Source organism: Chitinophaga sp. CF418 (assembly GCF_900142925.1).
Classification (GTDB): Bacteria; Bacteroidota; Bacteroidia; order Chitinophagales; family Chitinophagaceae; genus Chitinophaga.
On the sequence record NZ_FRCN01000001.1, the window covers coordinates 56,024 to 73,961 of the forward strand.

17 protein-coding genes and 2 tRNA genes are annotated in these 17,938 nt (G+C 44.8%); 11 read left to right on the forward strand and 8 right to left on the reverse strand.

Features of this window, described 5'->3' with window-relative positions:
- The first annotated feature begins 152 nt into the window (after positions 1-152).
- Positions 153-228 (forward strand) — tRNA-Gly (locus F3I09_RS00235).
- A gap of 607 nt (positions 229-835) precedes the next feature.
- Here F3I09_RS00235 and F3I09_RS00240 read toward each other — a convergent pair.
- Together F3I09_RS00240 and F3I09_RS00245 are read right to left on the reverse strand one after the other, a co-directional pair.
- Positions 836-1,036 (reverse strand): hypothetical protein, encoded by a 201-nt coding sequence (locus F3I09_RS00240; RefSeq protein ID WP_149693036.1) that lies wholly within the window; start codon positions 1,034-1,036, stop codon positions 836-838.
- A gap of 51 nt (positions 1,037-1,087) precedes the next feature.
- The gene (locus F3I09_RS00245) at positions 1,088-2,113 is read right to left on the reverse strand and encodes a glycosyltransferase family 2 protein (protein WP_149693037.1); all 1,026 of its coding nucleotides are present in this window, start codon (positions 2,111-2,113) and stop codon (positions 1,088-1,090) included.
- A 93-nt stretch (positions 2,114-2,206) separates the two neighbouring features.
- Here F3I09_RS00245 and F3I09_RS00250 point away from each other — a divergent pair, with 93 nt between their 5' ends.
- The gene (locus F3I09_RS00250) at positions 2,207-3,376 is read left to right on the forward strand and encodes a HAMP domain-containing sensor histidine kinase (RefSeq protein ID WP_223233088.1); all 1,170 of its coding nucleotides are present in this window, start codon (positions 2,207-2,209) and stop codon (positions 3,374-3,376) included.
- 65 nt (positions 3,377-3,441) lie between these two features.
- Positions 3,442-3,525, forward strand: a tRNA-Leu gene (locus F3I09_RS00255).
- Positions 3,526-3,789: 264 nt separating this feature from the next.
- On the opposite strand, the gene F3I09_RS00260 is transcribed toward F3I09_RS00255, so the two are convergent.
- On the reverse strand, positions 3,790-4,584 hold the full coding sequence (locus F3I09_RS00260) for a glycerophosphodiester phosphodiesterase family protein (protein WP_188133628.1): 795 nt from the start codon (positions 4,582-4,584) through the stop codon (positions 3,790-3,792).
- A gap of 188 nt (positions 4,585-4,772) precedes the next feature.
- Between F3I09_RS00260 and F3I09_RS00265 the strand changes: the two genes are divergently transcribed.
- Positions 4,773-5,324 (forward strand): hypothetical protein, encoded by a 552-nt coding sequence (locus F3I09_RS00265; RefSeq protein WP_149693039.1) that lies wholly within the window; start codon positions 4,773-4,775, stop codon positions 5,322-5,324.
- A 125-nt stretch (positions 5,325-5,449) separates the two neighbouring features.
- Here the strand turns inward: F3I09_RS00265 and F3I09_RS00270 are convergent, their stop codons facing one another.
- Positions 5,450-6,079 carry an FMN-dependent NADH-azoreductase gene (locus F3I09_RS00270; protein ID WP_149693040.1) on the reverse strand — a complete coding sequence of 210 codons (630 nt, stop codon included), beginning with the start codon at positions 6,077-6,079 and terminating at the stop codon, positions 5,450-5,452.
- Between the two features lie 113 nt (positions 6,080-6,192).
- Entirely contained in the window at positions 6,193-6,327 is a 135-nt protein-coding gene (locus F3I09_RS34550; RefSeq protein ID WP_255479267.1) for a hypothetical protein, read from the reverse strand.
- A gap of 63 nt (positions 6,328-6,390) precedes the next feature.
- On the opposite strand from F3I09_RS34550, the gene F3I09_RS00275 reads away from it, so the two are divergent.
- The 7 genes from F3I09_RS00275 (at position 6,391) to F3I09_RS00305 (ending at position 14,596) form a co-directional block, all read left to right on the forward strand.
- Entirely contained in the window at positions 6,391-7,863 is a 1,473-nt protein-coding gene (locus tag F3I09_RS00275) for a PLP-dependent aminotransferase family protein (RefSeq protein WP_149693041.1), read from the forward strand.
- Positions 7,864-7,958: 95 nt separating this feature from the next.
- Entirely contained in the window at positions 7,959-8,393 is a 435-nt protein-coding gene (locus tag F3I09_RS00280; protein ID WP_149693042.1) for a GNAT family N-acetyltransferase, read from the forward strand.
- Positions 8,394-9,014: 621 nt separating this feature from the next.
- Positions 9,015-11,366: a DUF2339 domain-containing protein gene (locus tag F3I09_RS00285; protein WP_149693043.1), complete on the forward strand. Its 2,352-nt coding sequence runs from the start codon at positions 9,015-9,017 to the stop codon at positions 11,364-11,366.
- A complete protein-coding gene (locus tag F3I09_RS00290) occupies positions 11,344-12,225 on the forward strand; it encodes a hypothetical protein (RefSeq protein ID WP_149693044.1) in 882 nt (293 codons plus the stop codon). The genes F3I09_RS00285 and F3I09_RS00290 overlap by 23 nt, the downstream gene beginning before the upstream one ends.
- Before the next feature lie 81 nt (positions 12,226-12,306).
- Entirely contained in the window at positions 12,307-12,954 is a 648-nt protein-coding gene (locus F3I09_RS00295; protein ID WP_149693045.1) for an HAD family phosphatase, read from the forward strand.
- 364 nt (positions 12,955-13,318) lie between these two features.
- Complete coding sequence (locus F3I09_RS00300; RefSeq protein WP_149693046.1) at positions 13,319-13,951, forward strand: DUF4136 domain-containing protein; 633 nt, start codon at positions 13,319-13,321, stop codon at positions 13,949-13,951.
- A gap of 24 nt (positions 13,952-13,975) precedes the next feature.
- Positions 13,976-14,596, forward strand: coding sequence for an OmpW family outer membrane protein (locus F3I09_RS00305; RefSeq protein WP_149693047.1), 621 nt, complete (start codon positions 13,976-13,978; stop codon positions 14,594-14,596).
- A gap of 65 nt (positions 14,597-14,661) precedes the next feature.
- On the opposite strand, the gene F3I09_RS00310 is transcribed toward F3I09_RS00305, so the two are convergent.
- The 3 genes from F3I09_RS00310 to pyrF form a co-directional block, all read right to left on the reverse strand.
- Positions 14,662-15,693: an FAD:protein FMN transferase gene (locus F3I09_RS00310; protein WP_149693048.1), complete on the reverse strand. Its 1,032-nt coding sequence runs from the start codon at positions 15,691-15,693 to the stop codon at positions 14,662-14,664.
- Between the two features lie 44 nt (positions 15,694-15,737).
- On the reverse strand, positions 15,738-16,916 hold the full coding sequence (locus F3I09_RS00315; protein WP_149693049.1) for an acyl-CoA dehydrogenase family protein: 1,179 nt from the start codon (positions 16,914-16,916) through the stop codon (positions 15,738-15,740).
- Positions 16,917-17,045: 129 nt separating this feature from the next.
- On the reverse strand, positions 17,046-17,873 hold the full coding sequence (gene pyrF / locus F3I09_RS00320) for an orotidine-5'-phosphate decarboxylase (RefSeq protein WP_149693050.1): 828 nt from the start codon (positions 17,871-17,873) through the stop codon (positions 17,046-17,048).
- Positions 17,874-17,938 lie beyond the last annotated feature (65 nt).

Here is a 17,938-nt window from a genome sequence, read left to right on the forward strand (position 1 = left end):
AGAAAAGTCCTGCTGTATATTACATCAGGACTTTTTTATTGCGCTGGCTTACAACATCAGTTGTAGGTAATACAAACAGGGCAGAACAAGTTCTTAACTAAAGAGGCCGGTTTACATCAGCAATTGCTGTCTGAAAACTGCATCTCAGATACGCGGAAGTAGCTCATTTGGTAGAGCACGACCTTGCCAAGGTCGGGGTGGCCGGTTCGAGCCCGGTCTTCCGCTCCACAGAAAAGTCCTGGTGTTATCACATCAGGACTTTTTTTATGCCCTATAAGGGCCGATATTTCCTCCCTGATCCATTTTTCCCGGTGGGACCATCCCAGTCTTTCCTTAGACCAGCCAAATCGTATTATTTTTCGCTGTTACCATAACCAGCCTCTGCTACCCGTGCAGAAAAATAGACCAGGAAACTGACGTTATCCTACACCGTCATTATTACCAACCTCTACTACCAGGCACCCATCCAAATTGGCGATTTTGGCTTTTAAACTATCTTATATTAAGATAACACAATACGAATACTAATTAATTATCAAAATCTTACAAAACAAGTATTTTATACAGTCCTTGTAAAGCTTCTACTATAGCGCATTCTCGGAGATAACCCATATATAACCCATATATAAGCCATATATGACCCATATATAACCCATATCTAAGAGGTATGGGTTATATATGGGTTATATATGGGTTGACTATAGTTTATAGATGAGTAACAGAAATGAAAGCGACGAAATAACACCCTTAGCAGACCGGACAGGACGGCCTGAAGGGCAATAAAAAAAGCCCCCTGGTCAGACCAGGGGGCTTTCGCTAATATGATTTAAGTGGCTTATTTATACTTTGGATTGTACAGGGTATTATCCGGTACTACTACTTCAGGTTTACCCTTGTAGCGGTGTTTGAACAGGTTATAGCAACCGCCTAATACAAAGGACAGGAGGCAGAAGATTGTCACATAAAACAGGAAACGGGAAGATGATACCCAGCTACCGGTAAAGTCATTCTTATTTTCAACAGTATTGTGTTCCATAGCTAAAAATTTCGCATTGCAAACTTACGTCATGTCAAATAATAATGCAAGTTATTTTTCCAGGGTCCCGAAAGTCTTGCGATTCAGGAAATAATACCTCCAGATCATGATACCATGGAAGACGCCAGTCATTTCCAGCAGTCTTTTCTGTGGCAGGCGGTCTTTCGAGAACTGGTACCTTCTCCTCCAGCGGAAATAGTCCCTGTAAGCCCTGAAAATGGCCTGCATATCCTTTGGCTTACCTGCCACCAGGCTCTTCACCGCTGCCAGCAGGTCAAGGAAAAAGCGTTGGAATAAGATGATCCAGCGGTCGGCCGGATGCAGGTTCTTCCAAAGCATCATCAGGTTATTCCGGAAGTTCAGGTAAAGTTTACGGGGATTGCCCTGCGGCAGGCTGCCACCTCCCACATGATATACAACGGATTCCGGACAATAGCAGATCCTGTACCCTGCCCTTTTCAGTCGCCAGCAGAGATCCACCTCTTCCATATGTGCAAAGAAATCGGCGTCAAAGCCCCCCACTTCATGGAAGCAGGCCGAACGAATGAACAAGGCGGCGCCAGTGGCCCAGAAAATATCCTGGGCATCGTCGTATTGTCCCCTATCTTCCTCTGTCGTATACAGGATCCTGCCTCTGCAGAAGGTATACCCCAGGATGTCCATCCAGCCTCCAGCCGCTCCGGCGTATTCAAATTCGGTCTTCTTATCATAGAAGCGCAGTTTCGGCTGACAGGCAGCGATACGGTCATCCTCCATCATTTGAGCCACTACCGGCTCTATCCATCCTGGTTCAACTTCGACATCCTGGTTGAGTAATACATATATATCGGCACTGACGTGCTGCAGGGCCATATTATAGCCTCCCGCAAAGCCGTCATTGGCAGGATTCTGAATAATCTTAACTTCCGGAAAATTAGCACGCACAAACGCTACGCTGTCATCTGTCGAAGCATTATCCGCCACATACAGCTGCAGGTTTCCGTAAGTGGAACTACACACTGAAGGCAGGAACTTTTCCAGAAAACTACGTCCATTCCAATTCAAAATAACAACAGCTACCGATGGTAATACAGACAAAAGCACACTCTTTACGCGTGAATAATAATTTTTGCGTTACAAATATGCAACAAATTATAATAGCTTCGGATCAACTTACACTAATTGCGGTTTATGCTTAATTTAGATGCCAGTATGTTTAAACAGGTTATAGGCTGGAAGTTTGTACTGGTATCTACCGCGGTGATCATCATTGTGGGTACGATATGGTATGTAAGCAGCATCGCCAGCAAACTGGAAGAAGAAGAAACTAAAAAAGTAGCTACCTGGGTGGCCGCCAACAGAGAATTGCTCCAGGCTTCCGACGAAGCAAACCTCAACCTGGCAGTCGAGATCATTACAAATAATACCAGCATTCCCGTTATTATCACTAATGAAAACGGTCACATTATAGACTCCCGTAACCTCGATACCACCAGGCTTTCGGGCAATCCCAAATACATGGAAGAGGAACTGGCCACTTTCAAGAACCAGCACCCGCCTTTCATTATGGAGATCGATGCGAAAAACAACCTCTATAATTATATCTATTACGGGGATTCCCTTATCCTTAAGCAGGTGCGCTATTACCCCTATATACAACTCATTGTAGTAGCGCTTTTCATCAGTATTGTACTGGTAGCGCTCTCCAGCTCCAACCGCGCCGTCCAGAACCTCCTATGGGTAGGGATGGCCAAAGAAACTGCCCACCAGCTGGGCACTCCCCTCTCCTCTATAGAGGCATGGATAGAGATCCTCAAGGATAATGAAGCCAATGAACTGGTGGCTACCGAACTGCGAAAAGACGTGGACAGGCTGAAGCTCATCACCGAACGTTTCTCCAAAATAGGCAGCGTGCCACAGCTGGAAGAACGGGATGTAGTCAGCCAGGTGGAATATATGGTGACCTACATCCGGAAAAGAGCGCCGCAAAAAGTAGTGCTGACCATGCACTGCCAGGAACATGAGATCCCCGCCATGATCTCTCCGGCATTATTTGACTGGGTCATTGAAAACCTGTTGAAGAATGCGCTGGATGCCATGGAAGGCAAAGGCACCATTGATATTTATATTGAGAATCACCCGGCCAATATCGTCATAGATATAACCGACAGCGGAAAAGGCATCCCGAAAGCCAACTTTGAAAAGGTCTTCAAACCGGGGTTCAGCACCAAAAAGAGGGGTTGGGGATTGGGCCTTTCACTGGCAAAACGTATTATAGAAGAGTACCATAAAGGCAGGCTGACAGTGCGTTCATCCGAGCTTAACAAGGGTACGACCTTCAGGATTTTACTCAGAAAATGACAATACTTATTAATAAAATTTGTTGGTTATCAAAAAGCGATTAAATTTGCACCCACTTCAGCGCTGCGGAGGTGGCGAAATTGGTAGACGCGCTACTTTGAGGTGGTAGTGCCTGAAAGGGCTTGGGAGTTCGAATCTCCTCTTCCGCACGATTAAAACAAAGGAGTTATTTCTTAACGAAATAACTCCTTTGTTGTTTTATGGGTCTTATTAAATTAAGTCAGGCTAAAGTGGATTAAAGGGGATCAGGTTGAATTTCCGCAAAAAATCTTTCGTTGCGCCATTCATTGCAGTCATTGTGAACTTGACGATTTTACTAAATTTTCTGCATTGTTTATTCAGCAAATCCGCAACATCATTCTCTCCGAAACGCGTCAAAATCATGTCAGAGCAATCTTCCCTTTACATCGGCTTTAATGCACGAACAGAGATGCATACTGCGAATCAATCTGAAAATGCTTTACGCCCGCCGCTTTCAGACGTTCTGCCTGTGCTGTAGCTAGAGATGTTGTTTCTGAGCCATGAAACGCCCAGGCATTGATCACACCTATCACAAGTATATTATGACTACCTGCCCAATCGTTATCATCCTTACTGATCTTATCTGAAAAAAGATAATAGCTGGAAGATTTATAATCATCCCTGCGCATGTTATCCTCTAGCTGCTGGCGGGTACAACTGAGCCTGATCTTCCCTGTAAAAAACTCCGTAGATTCATCAGTACCGATCATCAATGCATTACTGTACAGATCATACTTTTTCAACAGTGAGATCAATTGCATCCAGACAGCGGTATCATTACCACTTAGCTTATTATCGATCATGACACCGAGTTTTCCCTTGCATTGTTGCAATACCTCCTCCAGTTTCAGCACACGGTAACCGTTTGCATTGCGCAGCTTACTGATGTTCTGCCATGTCATGGAAGATACAGCCGAATCGAGTCCGAAAGAGTTTTTGAAGGTCTTATCATGATGAGTTACCAGTACGCTGTCTTTGGTCATACGCATATCAATCTCCACCATCCAGTAACCTTTAGCGATCGCTTTGGTGAGCGCCTGCAGGCTATTCTGGTCTGTCGTACTATCAACAATACCTCCCCGGTGGGCAATCAGGCGGAAGCTTTTAGCTGGTGCAGACTGTGCATTGGAATGTATGCCAGCCAGCAGTAGATAACCAAACAGAATAGATACAATATACTTTTTCATGTTATAATGCTTTATACCCAGTGTTGGTACTACCTTAAAGGTTGTAACATTTTTCTTTCCATGCAAAATTAAAAGCGGTCGCTGAATATGATTCACGATCATTTCGTCTAAATAGATACAATGAAGTTATCAATTAATGCACGTCATATATAGATAAAATATTATATTGGCAGCCAAAATTCAAGGCAATGGAAAAACTATTGGCGAAAAAAGGGATAGAATTTCTATCGTATACCGATGAAGAAGGCTCTCAGATAAGCTACGCCTTCACAAACAACATGCTGAAACAGGGTATTATTGTCGTTTTGTCCGAATGGCAATATGAAGTAGAGGAAGAAGAGGAAGAATCCGAAGAATGGGAAGAAACAGTCGAGACTAACGGAGATGAGCAGGAGGCCTGGGAGGAAGACACTATTGAAGAAGGAGAAGCTGCACCAGATGCGCTTAACGAGACAACGGTTTCAGTAATATTAACTAAAGGCGGTGTTTCTTACGAATTCGGCATTTACGCAGATGACCGTGCAGTTGTACCTGTTATCTACCTCTATAGGGTTATTCTTGATTTGATTGACATTATCTCAGGTAGTGATGCTGACAGTCTGCTGGAAGCTCTCGAATCGGTTTCTACAACAGTTAGTTCATCTGATGATTATGTTGACGAGCCCGAAACCCGGAATCAGCTATATAATCTGACAGTGGAACATCTGGAAAAAGCAGCACGTTTATTAGCAGAAAGATAGTATTTAAAAAGACAGGCGCAACATAAACAAAAATGCCAGGCAGCCTAAACCCTGCCCGGCATTTTCACTTTTTCGCCTTTCTTAGTCACCACAAAGTGATATTCCTACCTAATTCTCACAAATCCCTATCTATTGATCAGTTCTTCTATTTCTTCCCGCGCAGCTGTTAATGCGGCCGACGAAGTCTCTTCACCATGCGCTGCACCATTCATTAAAACTATCTCGACATCATGAATACCCATAATACGGAATACGGTTTTCAGATAATTGGTCTGAAAATTCATGTGTTCAAAATATTCTCCTGGTTCGTAACCTTTATTTCCACGTACGAGTAATAAGAAAGCCTTCTTATTTTTCAAAAGTCCGGTATACGGATCTGGCTTTCCCGGCTCGATCAGTACCGTTTCATTTACACGGAGCACCTGGTCTATATAGGCCTTCAGCGAACTGGGAATTGACCAGTTATACATCGGTGTGCTTAAAACAATAATATCTGCTTCTTTTAATTCGTTGATCAGTATGTTACTAACCCCTAGTGCAGCTACATCTTCTTCTGTGCGTAAGTGCGCAGGTTTAAAAGCACCTGCTATCCATGCTTCAGAAACATGTGGGATATTCTCCTGCCCTACTTCACGATGTACCACACTATCTTCCGGATGCTTCTGCTTCCATTTACCAACGAATATTGCTGCTAAAATCCTGCTAAAAGATCTGTCTGTCCTTGCGCTTGCGTTAATGACCAATATTTTACTCATTCTCCTATATTTTTCTAAGATTTATAAATTCTACTTATTACCGATGCTCCACGCATACGTAGGAGAAGCAGCAAAGCTTGAAAAACTTACTACGTTATCGTCTTAACCGTTTCTCATTTTACGGGCACAAAAGTATAACGGCCCAACATCTGTGAGATGGACCAGAAGGCAATACACAGGTAGTCCAGCAGATATTGAAGTTTCAATGACAATTGTGCATCACTGCGGGTTTCACGATATTTCGCCATTTTGAATTCATCTGTTCCCTGCCTATCTTCGACCTGTGCAACGTGACAGATAAATTTTCAACTATGCTCCCTTACAAGAACCTCATAGTTATAAATAAAAAAAGTAGTGTAGCAGTATACCGGCAGCTTGCGCTTCAATTTATTAACCTGATCCAGGAAGGGAAACTATTGCCAGGCACTGAACTTCCCAGCACCCGTACGCTGGCCAATGACCTCCAGTTACACAGGAAGACTATCATGGCCGCTTACAATGCATTGGTAACGGAAGACTGGGTAGACAATCTGCCTCGTAAAGGTTATGCCGTATCGCCACGTTTACCGGTGGTCAGGCCCAGGTCGTATAATACAAACAGGCTGGGGGCGTATAAAGGGATCAGTGGGTTCATGTTTGAAAAACTTGAAACGGTATTTTACCCTTCTGTATCTCTTGCTAAATCGCGTATCGTTGTAAATGACGGTTTCCCCGATATTTCTCTCCTTCCCACGGAGGCGATCATAAAAGAATACAGGAGCGTCCTGGAGCATGCTACACTAAACAGGATCGGTACAGAATGGAATGCTGAAGGCTCGACCGATTTCAGGAAGTCGCTCTGTTCCTTCCTTAACCAGACACGGGGAATGGACATCGGCATGGAAAACCTGCTTACCTCCCGTGGTGCGCAAATGGCCATTTATGTTGCAGCATCATTGATCATCCAACCGGGAGATAAAGTGGTAGTCTGTGATCCCAGTTATTTACTGGCTAGTATGCTCTTTGAACAACTCGGAGCTGAGCTTATCCGCGTGCCGATAGATGAACAGGGAATGTGTACAGAACCATTGGAAGAGATCCTGAAAAACAATGATGTGCGATTATTGTATGTTATTCCACATCACCACCATCCTACCACTGTTACGTTGAGCGCCCAACGGCGGAATCACTTATTACAGCTGATAAAAGCCCATGATCTTGCCGTGATTGAAGACGACTACGATTATGACTTCCAGTTCCAGTATGATCCCTATTTACCTTTGGCAAGCGGAGATCATGGAGGAAATATCATCTATATCGGATCACTTACAAAAGTGCTGGGTACACCTTTCCGGCTAGGTTACATGATCGCGACACAGGAATTTATTCAGTCCGCAGCTAAGCTAAGAGCATTGATAGATCTGAGAGGGGAAGTGCTCATGGAACAAACTGTTGCCGGTCTTATAGACAATGGGGAACTGGCACGGCATATCAAAAAAGCGAACAGGCTGTATGCAGAGAGGTGCAATTTTCTGTCTGATCTTATCAACAATGAATTAAGTGATGTTGTCGATTTCACGAAGCCTACGGGTGGCATGGCCCTATGGTTAAAGTTCAGGCATGCGTATCCTCTATCTAAGATAATTAAGAAGGCTGGCACTATGGGACTGGCTTTCACAGGCAGTGTTTACAATGAAGAAATCAATGGCGGGCTCAATGCTTGCAGGTTTGGTTTTGCTTCTCTTCAGGACGAAGAAATGAAAGAAGCTGTTTCCATTTTAAGAAAGGCTGCGGATACTATTTAAATTGCCTGGTACATCCAAATAGTAGATATCTGGTCCCTGACGCACCTATTCTGTGCGTCTAAATTTGTGTTGTAAAAATTTAAAAGCAACGCAATATGCAAATTGTAAAAGCACAGACACCAGAAGACATCGAACTCGCAAGGGAAGCGATCCTGCAGTTCCGGCCGAACGTTGATCCGTTAACCCTAGTAGCACAGGTTCAGCAAATGATGCGGGATGAGTCCTTTGAACTTGTTCACATTCTTACAGAAGATGGTAAAAAAGCGGCGGCTTTTACAGGCTTCCGGACCATCCACCACCTCATGACAGGAAAGATAATTTACATTGACGATCTATTTACATTACCTGAATATAGAGGTCATGGTTATGCAGGAGCTTTACTGGACTATGTACATAACCAGGCAAAGGAAAGGGGAATAGAGAATGTTCACCTGGATAGTGGGTATGCGTTACATCCTGCGCACCGGTTATATCTCAGCAAAGGATATGTGATGGCGTGCCATCATCTGGCCAGGAAGACGCAGGCTTAATAATTAGTTTTTAACACACACAGACAGTAAGGAACCTCGTGCGTAAATGCGCGGGGCTTTCCAATTAAAGCAAGCACCATTTATGGGTTTCTTTTCCCACAACGAACGATTTTCAACATACGAGCTATTGGTTGATACCCTAATACCGGCAATAATATCGTTCCTGCCCGGCTTTTCATTGTGATGCAGACAATAGCTGTAAGTTACCCTCCAAAAGATACCTGAATTTTACTCTAATATTTCTTTTTATTAAAATATATAATATATTTGTTTCAGAATGAAAATCAAGTGCCTGTACCCTAAAGGGCCAGCGATTGTAGCGTGCAGGAAGGCGAAGGACATCGTTCATGAGATTTTCATACTATAGTGGAGACTTCCAAACCAATGCGGGCAGCATCCGGAGATGCCGACAGATCAAATCAATAGTTTACTCAGTTGCAATGTTGATATCGCCTCGTGTTCGCACTGAATACGGGGCTTTTTTATTGACAAAAGACTATATTCATACAATATTCCCAATAATACCTACGCTTTATGGCTGTATTTACCTTTATACTTCTGATCGTCATCCTTATAATGGTCTTCATTACCAGGAATGATCTCACAAGTAAAATAGATGAGATGAACCACAAATTGGATCTTCTCATGAGACAGCGGGAAAGAGTTGCCCCAACAACAAAAGAAGAAAAAACTACACCACCTGATTACGCCAGGCAACCAACAATGCAGCCCGAGCCTGCACCGCATATTCCACCGGCAGTGATACCGGAAGCTCCGACGCCTCCCGTTATTGAGGTGATCACTCCACCGCAACCGGAACCAGTGCAACCAGCACCCGTTCCGGAATTACCACAACCGGCAAGAGAGGCAGCATTTACTGCTCCGGTGGCAACACCTATAGCGGTTCGGGAACCGGTAAGACCGAAGGAACCCACCCCTACTTTCTGGGAAAAGAATCCGGATCTGGAAAAGTTCATCGGAGAAAACCTGTTCAACAAGATAGGTATCGCTATTCTCGTTATCGGTATAGGCTTCTTCCTGAAATATGCGATAGACAAGAACTGGATCAACGAGATCGGCAGGACCTTTATAGGTATCGTTTGCGGCGGCATCCTGATCGGTGTTGCACATCGCCTGCGGAAGACATTCACAGCTTTCAGTTCTGTACTGGTAGGTGGCGGTGTGGCAGTTCTGTATTTCAGTATTACCATCGCTTTTCAGCAATATCATCTTATTGGTCAGACACTGGCTTTCATTATGATGGTACTGATCACAGCCTTTACTGTTGTATTATCGCTCAGTTACGACAGGAAAGAGCTGGCCGTTCTGGCAATACTCGGCGGGTTCTCCTCTCCCCTGCTGATCAGCACGGGCGCAGGTAATGCAGCAGTACTGTTTACCTATATCCTGATCCTGAATGTAGGTATGCTGATACTGGCATATTACAAGAAATGGAATATCGTCAATATCATCAGTTATATAGCCACTGTTTTGCTTTTTGGCAGCTGGCTGTCTTTCAGTATTCAACAGGCAGCTACAAAGCCTGTTCCCTACGTTACAGGACTGGTATTTGCCACCTTGTTCTATATAGTGTTCTTCCTGATGAATGTGATCAACAACCTTCGGCAACGTGTCGGCTTTAAGGCAGGTGAGATACTGATCTTACTCAGTAATACCTTCCTTTATTATGCAGCCGGCATGATCATATTATCACATATACATGGAGGGGTTTTCCAGGGATTGTTTACGGCCTGCATGGCAGTATTCAACTTTATCTTCGCTTATTCACTATACCGTAATCAGCATGCTGACAGGAACCTGATCTACCTGTTGATCGGTCTTACGTTGAGTTTCCTGAGCCTTGCCGCACCGGTGCAATTAAAAGGCAATCACATTACGCTCTTCTGGGCTGCGGAATCTGTGCTGCTGCTATGGTTATACCAACGTTCACAAATAAAGCTAATGCAATATGCATCGGGGATTGTCTTCTTCATGATGAGTGTCAGCCTGATGGTAGACTGGCAACAGACATATGACGAATTCCGTTATGCGGGCGGTAGTCATATGTGGCCATTGCTTAACCAGGGATTTATTACCGGAATTGTATGCATCGCTGCCTTGTTCATCATAAGAAGATTACTCAAAAATGACCTGGGTAAGCAATACTTTATCGAGATCCCGGTATCAATGCTAAGGCAGGCGTTGGGGGTTTTTTCCCTTGTTATTATTTATATAGTGGGTGTACTGGAACTATATTATCAATCCCAGATTTACTGGCCTGCCGTTACGATTATTAACACAGGTATTTACAATTACCTTTTCATCTGTATCCTGCTTTACCTCAGCAGGAAAGAACATGTTATATTCAGAATATTCTCTGTAGGACTGTCTGCGGTCTTCATACTGGTATTCATAGTGCTGTATAATGATCAGATCATCGATGTACGGTCTGCATACCTGGAGGAGCACAAACCGCTGACGCATTTCCTGCTTACCTACGTGCTGATCGCTTCGTTGCTGGTCATGCTCTATCAGGCATACCTCACGGTGAAGGTGATCCGTAATAAAAAATACGTGCATATTTTCCAGTGGGTAGCAGCATTTTCGCTGGTGTATGTACTAAGTGCCTCGCTTGATCATATAGTAACACTAAGCACCTGGCAGCCCAATATCCATACCAGCGATATTACAAATAACAGTCAGCGTACAGGGTATACCATCCTCTGGGGTGCGTTTGCCTTTATGCTGATCTATCTTGGCTTCAGATGGCAATCTAAACAGGTGCGTATTATCTCCATCAGCTTATTTGCCCTGACGCTACTGAAGTTGTTCTTATTTGATCTGCACGATCTGTCCGAAGGAGGCAAGATCGCTGCATTTATTTCGCTCGGTGTTATACTGCTGATCATTTCATTTATGTACCAGCGTTTGAAAAAAATATTACTGACAGATGAAAGCCAGACGACCAATTAAGTTTATTCAATTATTCACCTTCCTGTCCATCATAACAGGGATACTGCCCGCCAGCGCACAACAATTTACCTGGCAGGCAGGTTTGCCCGCTATTAATGAAACAGGTCTTTATAATATCACCCTGCACCCGGAGTTCATTGCCAAAAGTGATGATACGGCACTGACAGATATACGGATCTTTGACCGGGAAACAGCCGTTTCTTACATTTTACGGCGTGATACACCATATGTGATGGTGCCCTCTCCGGTTATCACTACCAGGAATGATGCGGCATCCAGGACAACGATTATTCAATTGCAATTCAAAGAGGAATACCTTGTTGAGCAAGTGAAATTGACAGTGGCTATTCCGGCCTATTTCAAACGGTATTTATACGTTACAGAAGATACCAGCGGATTGACGCCTCCGCAAGAATTTGCCCTTGTTTCCGGCCAGCCGGCTGTTTTTAAGTTATATACGCCACTCAAAACAAAGCAGTGTTTTATCATCATCAAAAATGAAGATAACCCTGCCCTGCAAGTGAAAGATATTACTGTCTGGCAGCAGCATATTTATCTGACTGCCTGGCTGGAAAAAGGAAAGAGCTACCTGCTGAAAACAGGTGTTCCTGATCTGCCGGCGCCGGTTTATGACCTGCCATATTTTGCCAATAAGCTGCCGGCTAAAATACCTGTACTCGAAGCAGGCAATATCACAGCTGCTCCGGCCGTTATAAAAAATATGCCTTTACCCGCAGCTGAAACGAATTCTACCGTTTTCACGAGTAAAAGATGGATCTGGACAGGGATAGTCAGCATTATTGTGCTCATCACCCTGCTAAGCATCCGTTTACTCCGGGAAATGAGGGAGCGGAAATAACAAAGAATATCTTCAGATATCTTATTATCTTGCAACAATTTATATTTTTCCTTAATCTGTAAAATAGATATCTTTATCCACATGAAGACTGCTGCTGTTAAAAATTATTCCAATCTCGTGTTTGATCTGGGCGCTGTGCTGATAGACTGGAATCCCCGTTATCTCTACAATAAGATCTTTGCAACAGCTGCAGAAACCGAGTTTTTCCTTACCAATGTCTGTACCTCTGCCTGGAACGAAGAACAGGATGCCGGCAGAAGCCTGCAGGAAGCTACCGAGATGCTAATCTGCCAGTTTCCAAAGTTTGAGGCCGAAATACGGGCTTATTATGGCCGCTGGAAGGAAATGCTAGGTGGGCCAATCCAGGAAACTGTGGATATTTTACAGGAACTGAAAGACAGTAACCAATATAAACTCTACGCGCTGACCAACTGGTCCAACGAGACATTCCCGCTGGCGCTCCTGAATTACCCTTTCCTGAATTGGTTTGATGGTATTGTGGTGTCCGGCAGGGAAAAGATCCGTAAGCCAGACCCGGCGTTTTATAATTTACTGCTCGACCGCTATGAACTGGATGCCTCGTCAACCCTTTTTATTGACGATAATGAGCGCAATATCCGCGGCGCCGCGGCCTGTGGTATAGATGGTATCCATTTTGCCTCTGCGGCGCAATTAAAGGCTATTTTGGGGGAAAAATCAATCCTTCCCACCTCCTTACATCATTCCTGAATTTTTTAAAGGGATTTCCGGTGATGTATAAACACATCTACCAGGGTACCAGCGCTACAAACACGCAGCTCCGGATCCGATCGCGTTTTGTTGCCACATACATTCCCCGGATTATTGCAACACGATAAAACAAGCTGGTGTTGCATACTTCTGTCTGCTTGCTGCATTCCCCTTCTTATTTTAGGAATACCTTAACATTTCACTGATAAACTTCATGTAACATCCCCTGTTCAAATACGTTAAAAGATTGTGCTACTCTGCAACCCGCCGTTGGCACATTTACTGTTATACTGTTAAGTAACAGCCTGTCTCATTTCCCTCCCTCTGCCTGCCTGAAATAGCAACAAAATAAAAACCCGTGAATATGAAAAGAGTAATGTTATTAATGAGCGCAGCATTGGGCATGATACTGTCATTCAGCAGTTGTGGGAAAGATCCACTCAAAGATTTGACAGAAGATGAATCAAGAATCTACGTAACAAACCGTGCAGACAGTGTTGATTTTAGTTCCTACAAGACCTTTAGTATCGTCGACTCCGTAGCAGTAGCCACTAATTCAAATAACGATGAGCGTGCGCTGACGGACTACGACAAAAAACTGATCGCCGACGTCACGCAGTCATTACAGTCAAGAGGGTACACAATGGTGAGCAGGGCTGCGAAACCAGACCTGGCTGTGAATCTTACCCGTATTGACAACACCTACAGCGCTGTTTATTACGATCCCGGTTATTGGAGCGGTATAGGTGGCTATTTTGATCCTTTCTACTGGGGCTACCCAGGTTATGGCTATTACTGGCCGACTTATTACCAGGTATACCAGAAAGAACGCGCAGTATCCATCGACATCGTTGATCTGAAAAACCCGAAGAACAATCAGCTGGTAGCCATATGGAACGCTATGCTGCGTGGCAGCGGTGTATGGAACATCAGCAATGTTGATAGTATGGTATCTGCTGTTTTTGCGCAGTCTACTTACCTGAAGGCAAACAGTTAATGATTCACTTTAAAAGAGACAGAGATGAAAAGTATGAAACTTTGGATACTGACAATGATCGCTTTCCTGGGAGTACAATCTGCTTTTGCACAGGTACGTTCTCCTTTATCCATTAATGTAGATTATTCTATAGGGCAACCTTTCGGTTCGCTGAAAGATTATACTGATAAAACAAGTTTCCGTGGTTGGCGGGCAGGCCTCCAGTATCAGATAAACGACCAGCTGGCCGTTGGCCTACGAAGCGGGTACCAGCAGTTCTATCAAAGACTGCCGCGCGCAGTGTATCCGACAAAGGGTGGAGATATCTCAGCAGTGCAATCCCGTTCACTGGAGGTTACACCGATATTGGCTACAGTCCAGTATCAGCTGACCAAACCCGATCGCGCCATTATTCCATATGTGGGATTAGGTGTGGGTACGGTGAATATGTTGTACAATAAATACTGGGGGGAATTTACTGACAGGGATAACAGCTGGCAATTCGCTGCTTCTCCTGAAGTAGGTATCAATATTCCTTTTGGCAAAGGCTCTCCTCTGTTATTCAATGCCAGTGTGCAGTACACCTATTCGCCCTACAAGCTGCAGGAAATTACAAGCTATAATGTACTGCAGGCCAATGTGGGCCTGAGGGTACACATCAACTAAGTTCTACATATTCTATAAAAAACCACTTTTCCGGTGAAGGTCCTGTCGTAATACAGGGCCTTCTTTTATCTGATCAATAGCTTTTCAAAGCCGGGAGAAAAACGTTCTTGTATTTTACCCTTTTCATCCTTGTAAATGAAATAGGCTTCCAGTCCGTATTCCGGATGTTGCCGGATAAATAACAACCCACGCTCCACTCCCATTAAGATCAGCGCATTGTCAAATCCGTCTGCCGTAATCGCGTCCCTGGCGATGACCGTCACACTCACAATGTTACTATGCAATGCCTCTCCTGTAGCGGGATCTATGCTATGTGCAAAACGGGTGCCTCCCTGGTCGAAGAAACGACGGTAATTACCACTGGTGGTGATGGCTTTGTTGTCCAATGCCAGTAATGCCTGTACGGGATAAGCATTATCTTCTGTTGCAGGACGTTCGATCCCTACTGTCCATATTTTGCCATGCTGGTTATGTCCTTTGCTGCACAATTCACCACCTACATCCACGAGATAATTTCCGATTCCTTTTTGTTCCAGTAAGCGGGCCATTACATCTGAGGTATACCCTTGTGCAATACCATTACAATCAATCTCCACCCCTTTTTTCTTCTTTGTGAGTTGCCGTCCGCGAACCTGTAAATGCCGGTAGCCCACGTACAGCAGGATGTGCTGCAAAGTCCCGGCTGCCGGTATCGTTTGTACTGCAGGTTTGTGCACACCAAATCCCCAGACATCTACCAGGGGCTTTACAGTAATATCAAAAGCGCCATTGGTTGCCTTGCTGATCTGCAATGACCTCGCCACAACTGCCTGCATATGCTGATCCATATGTACAGTAGTACCTTCATTAAAACGATTAATAAGAGAGCCCGGTTTATACAGGGATAGGGACTGGTCTATATCTGCAAAAACGGAATCTATCGCATACTGCAGAGAAGTGGTATCGTCAGAAAGATATTTGATGATGTAATAGGTGCCCTGCGCCTGTCCCTCGACTGTTATCAATCGCTGGGCAAAAGTGGCGGCACTGATGCAGAGGAAAAGCAAGAAAATAACCAGTTGTTTTAGCATCGCCAGTCTATCCCTTATCGTATACATGAACCTTTAGCTGAAATTTTATTCACGGAAAGATAGACAAAGCATCAATGAAATGCATCTAAACCAGTTATATCGTGACCAGTGATCAGCAGGTGAATTTCATGTGTGCCTTCATAGGTGATCACACTTTCCAGGTTCATCATATGGCGCATAATCGGGAACTCTCCGGTGATGCCCATTCCTCCTAATATCCGGCGGGCTTCGCGGGCGATATTTGTAGCTATTTCGCAGGCATTACGTTTGGCCATAGAGATCTGGGCCGGAGTAGCTTTCCCTTCGTTTTTCAGGACGCCCAGGCGCCAGTTCATCAGCTGGGCCTTAGTGATCTCTGTGATCATTTCCGCCAGCTTTTTCTGTGTAAGCTGGAAACCGGCAATGGGTTTATCAAACTGAATACGTTCTTTCGCATATCGCAAAGCGGTGTCATAACAGTCCATGGCAGCCCCTGTTACTCCCCAGGCAATCCCGTAACGGGCAGAAGAAAGACAACTGAGGGGCCCTTTGAGACCTTTTACGTTTGGCAGGATGTTTTCTTTGGGCACCTTTACATTGTCAAATACCAGTTCACCAGTGGCACTGGCCCTGAGGCTCCATTTACCTTTAGTTTCCGGTGTGGAGAATCCTTCCATTCCTCTTTCGACGATGATACCTCTTATAGCACCCTCATCATCTTTTGCCCATACAACTGCAATCTGTGCGAAGGGAGCATTGGAGATCCACATTTTAGAGCCATTCAGAATCACATGGTCGCCGGCATCTTTAAAATGGGTGATCATACCGGAAGGATTGGAACCGAAGTCAGGCTCTGTCAGTCCGAAGCATCCCATCCACTCCCCTGTGGCCAGTTTAGGCAGGTATTTACGCTTCTGCTCTTCACTGCCGAAGGTAAAGATCGGGTACATAACGAGGGAGCCTTGTACGGAGGCGGTAGACCTTATACCACTGTCCCCTCTTTCCAGCTCCTGCATCATCAGTCCGTAGGCGATATGGTCCATACCACCGCCGCCGTATTCCTGTGGAATGGTAGGGCCAAAGCAGCCTAATTCGCCCAGGCCTTTAATAATCTGGGAAGGAAAGGTAGCGTGCTGGCAAGCATCTTCAATAACAGGAGAAACTTCTTTTTTCACCCATTGCCGTACGGCGTCACGCACCATAAGATGTTCTTCGGTCAACAAATCGTCTACGTGGAAATAATCGGGGGATTGAAACAGGTCTTTAAGCATGTGGAACACGTTTTATAAGTCTTTCTCAATTTAAGATTTCATCCACAAAAAAAGTCCATAGTCTGAAGAACATTCCCAAAAGGGACCATTCTACTGACTATGGACTGCATTATGATAGTCAACAACCGGTCAGCTGTTGGCCAATGTCTGTTTTGCTTCCAGGCATTCTGCCATTTCCTGCTGCAACTGGAGGGCGGCAGCGCGGGCATCATTGGCAAAGTCTTCACCGTTACCGGCGTAAATGATTGAACGGCTGGCATTTACCAGCAGGCCGCAGTCTTTGTTCATGGCCTGGGCTGAAATGTCCTGCAGGTTCCCCCCCTGGGCGCCGACACCGGGTACCAGGAAGAAATGGTCAGGCACTAACTGACGGATATAACCCAACTGGGAAGTCTGGGTAGCGCCTACCACAAACATCAGATTATCAGGCGTTCCCCAGCTCATACCGGCTTTCATTACCTTTTCATAGAGGTATTCATCGCCGGACTGCTGTAACTGGAAGTCCTGGCTGCCTTCATTGGAGGTGAGGCCCAGCAGGATGGTCCATTTTTCATTGAAGGACAAGAAAGGCAGTACGCTGTCGCGGCCCATATAAGGCGCCACAGTCACTGCATCGAAATTGTATGTTTCAAAGAATGTTTTGGCGTATTGTGTGGAGGTATTCCCTATGTCACCACGCTTGGCGTCAGCAATGGTAAACAGGCCGGAAGGGATGTACTCAACCGTGCGTTGCAGGCTTTCCCATCCACGGATGCCCATACACTCGTAAAAAGCAGTATTGATCTTGTAGGATACACAAAGATCCTTTGTAGCATCAATGATCGCTTTGTTAAACGCAAATACGGGGTCGGGATGAGAGAGTAAATGGCGGGGAATCTTATGAAGATCTGTGTCTAATCCCACACAGAGATAAGATTGCCTCTCCTTTATCAGATTCACCAGTTCCTGTCTGTTCATAAATGATGGATTTGGGGCGCAAAGTTAAGCAAAACTTAAGCAATGCCGTTTGAAATGAAAATATT

What these genes read in the sequence shown, in the direction of transcription:
- F3I09_RS00300 (WP_149693046.1), top strand. Translation starts at nt 13,319, where the DNA reads ATGAAAAGAGTAATGTTATTAATGAGCGCAGCATTGGGCATGATACTG.
- F3I09_RS00315 (WP_149693049.1), bottom strand. Translation starts at nt 16,916, where the DNA reads ATGCTTAAAGACCTGTTTCAATCCCCCGATTATTTCCACGTAGACGAT.
- F3I09_RS00310 (WP_149693048.1), bottom strand. Translation starts at nt 15,693, where the DNA reads ATGTATACGATAAGGGATAGACTGGCGATGCTAAAACAACTGGTTATT.
- pyrF (WP_149693050.1), bottom strand. Translation starts at nt 17,873, where the DNA reads ATGAACAGACAGGAACTGGTGAATCTGATAAAGGAGAGGCAATCTTAT.
- F3I09_RS00265 (WP_149693039.1), top strand. Translation starts at nt 4,773, where the DNA reads ATGGAAAAACTATTGGCGAAAAAAGGGATAGAATTTCTATCGTATACC.
- F3I09_RS00305 (WP_149693047.1), top strand. Translation starts at nt 13,976, where the DNA reads ATGAAAAGTATGAAACTTTGGATACTGACAATGATCGCTTTCCTGGGA.
- F3I09_RS00260 (WP_188133628.1), bottom strand. Translation starts at nt 4,584, where the DNA reads ATGAAAAAGTATATTGTATCTATTCTGTTTGGTTATCTACTGCTGGCT.
- F3I09_RS00275 (WP_149693041.1), top strand. Translation starts at nt 6,391, where the DNA reads ATGCTCCCTTACAAGAACCTCATAGTTATAAATAAAAAAAGTAGTGTA.
- F3I09_RS00285 (WP_149693043.1), top strand. Translation starts at nt 9,015, where the DNA reads ATGAACCACAAATTGGATCTTCTCATGAGACAGCGGGAAAGAGTTGCC.
- F3I09_RS00270 (WP_149693040.1), bottom strand. Translation starts at nt 6,079, where the DNA reads ATGAGTAAAATATTGGTCATTAACGCAAGCGCAAGGACAGACAGATCT.
- F3I09_RS34550 (WP_255479267.1), bottom strand. Translation starts at nt 6,327, where the DNA reads ATGGCGAAATATCGTGAAACCCGCAGTGATGCACAATTGTCATTGAAA.
- F3I09_RS00290 (WP_149693044.1), top strand. Translation starts at nt 11,344, where the DNA reads ATGAAAGCCAGACGACCAATTAAGTTTATTCAATTATTCACCTTCCTG.
- F3I09_RS00280 (WP_149693042.1), top strand. Translation starts at nt 7,959, where the DNA reads ATGCAAATTGTAAAAGCACAGACACCAGAAGACATCGAACTCGCAAGG.
- F3I09_RS00250 (WP_223233088.1), top strand. Translation starts at nt 2,207, where the DNA reads ATGCTTAATTTAGATGCCAGTATGTTTAAACAGGTTATAGGCTGGAAG.
- F3I09_RS00240 (WP_149693036.1), bottom strand. Translation starts at nt 1,036, where the DNA reads ATGGAACACAATACTGTTGAAAATAAGAATGACTTTACCGGTAGCTGG.
- F3I09_RS00295 (WP_149693045.1), top strand. Translation starts at nt 12,307, where the DNA reads ATGAAGACTGCTGCTGTTAAAAATTATTCCAATCTCGTGTTTGATCTG.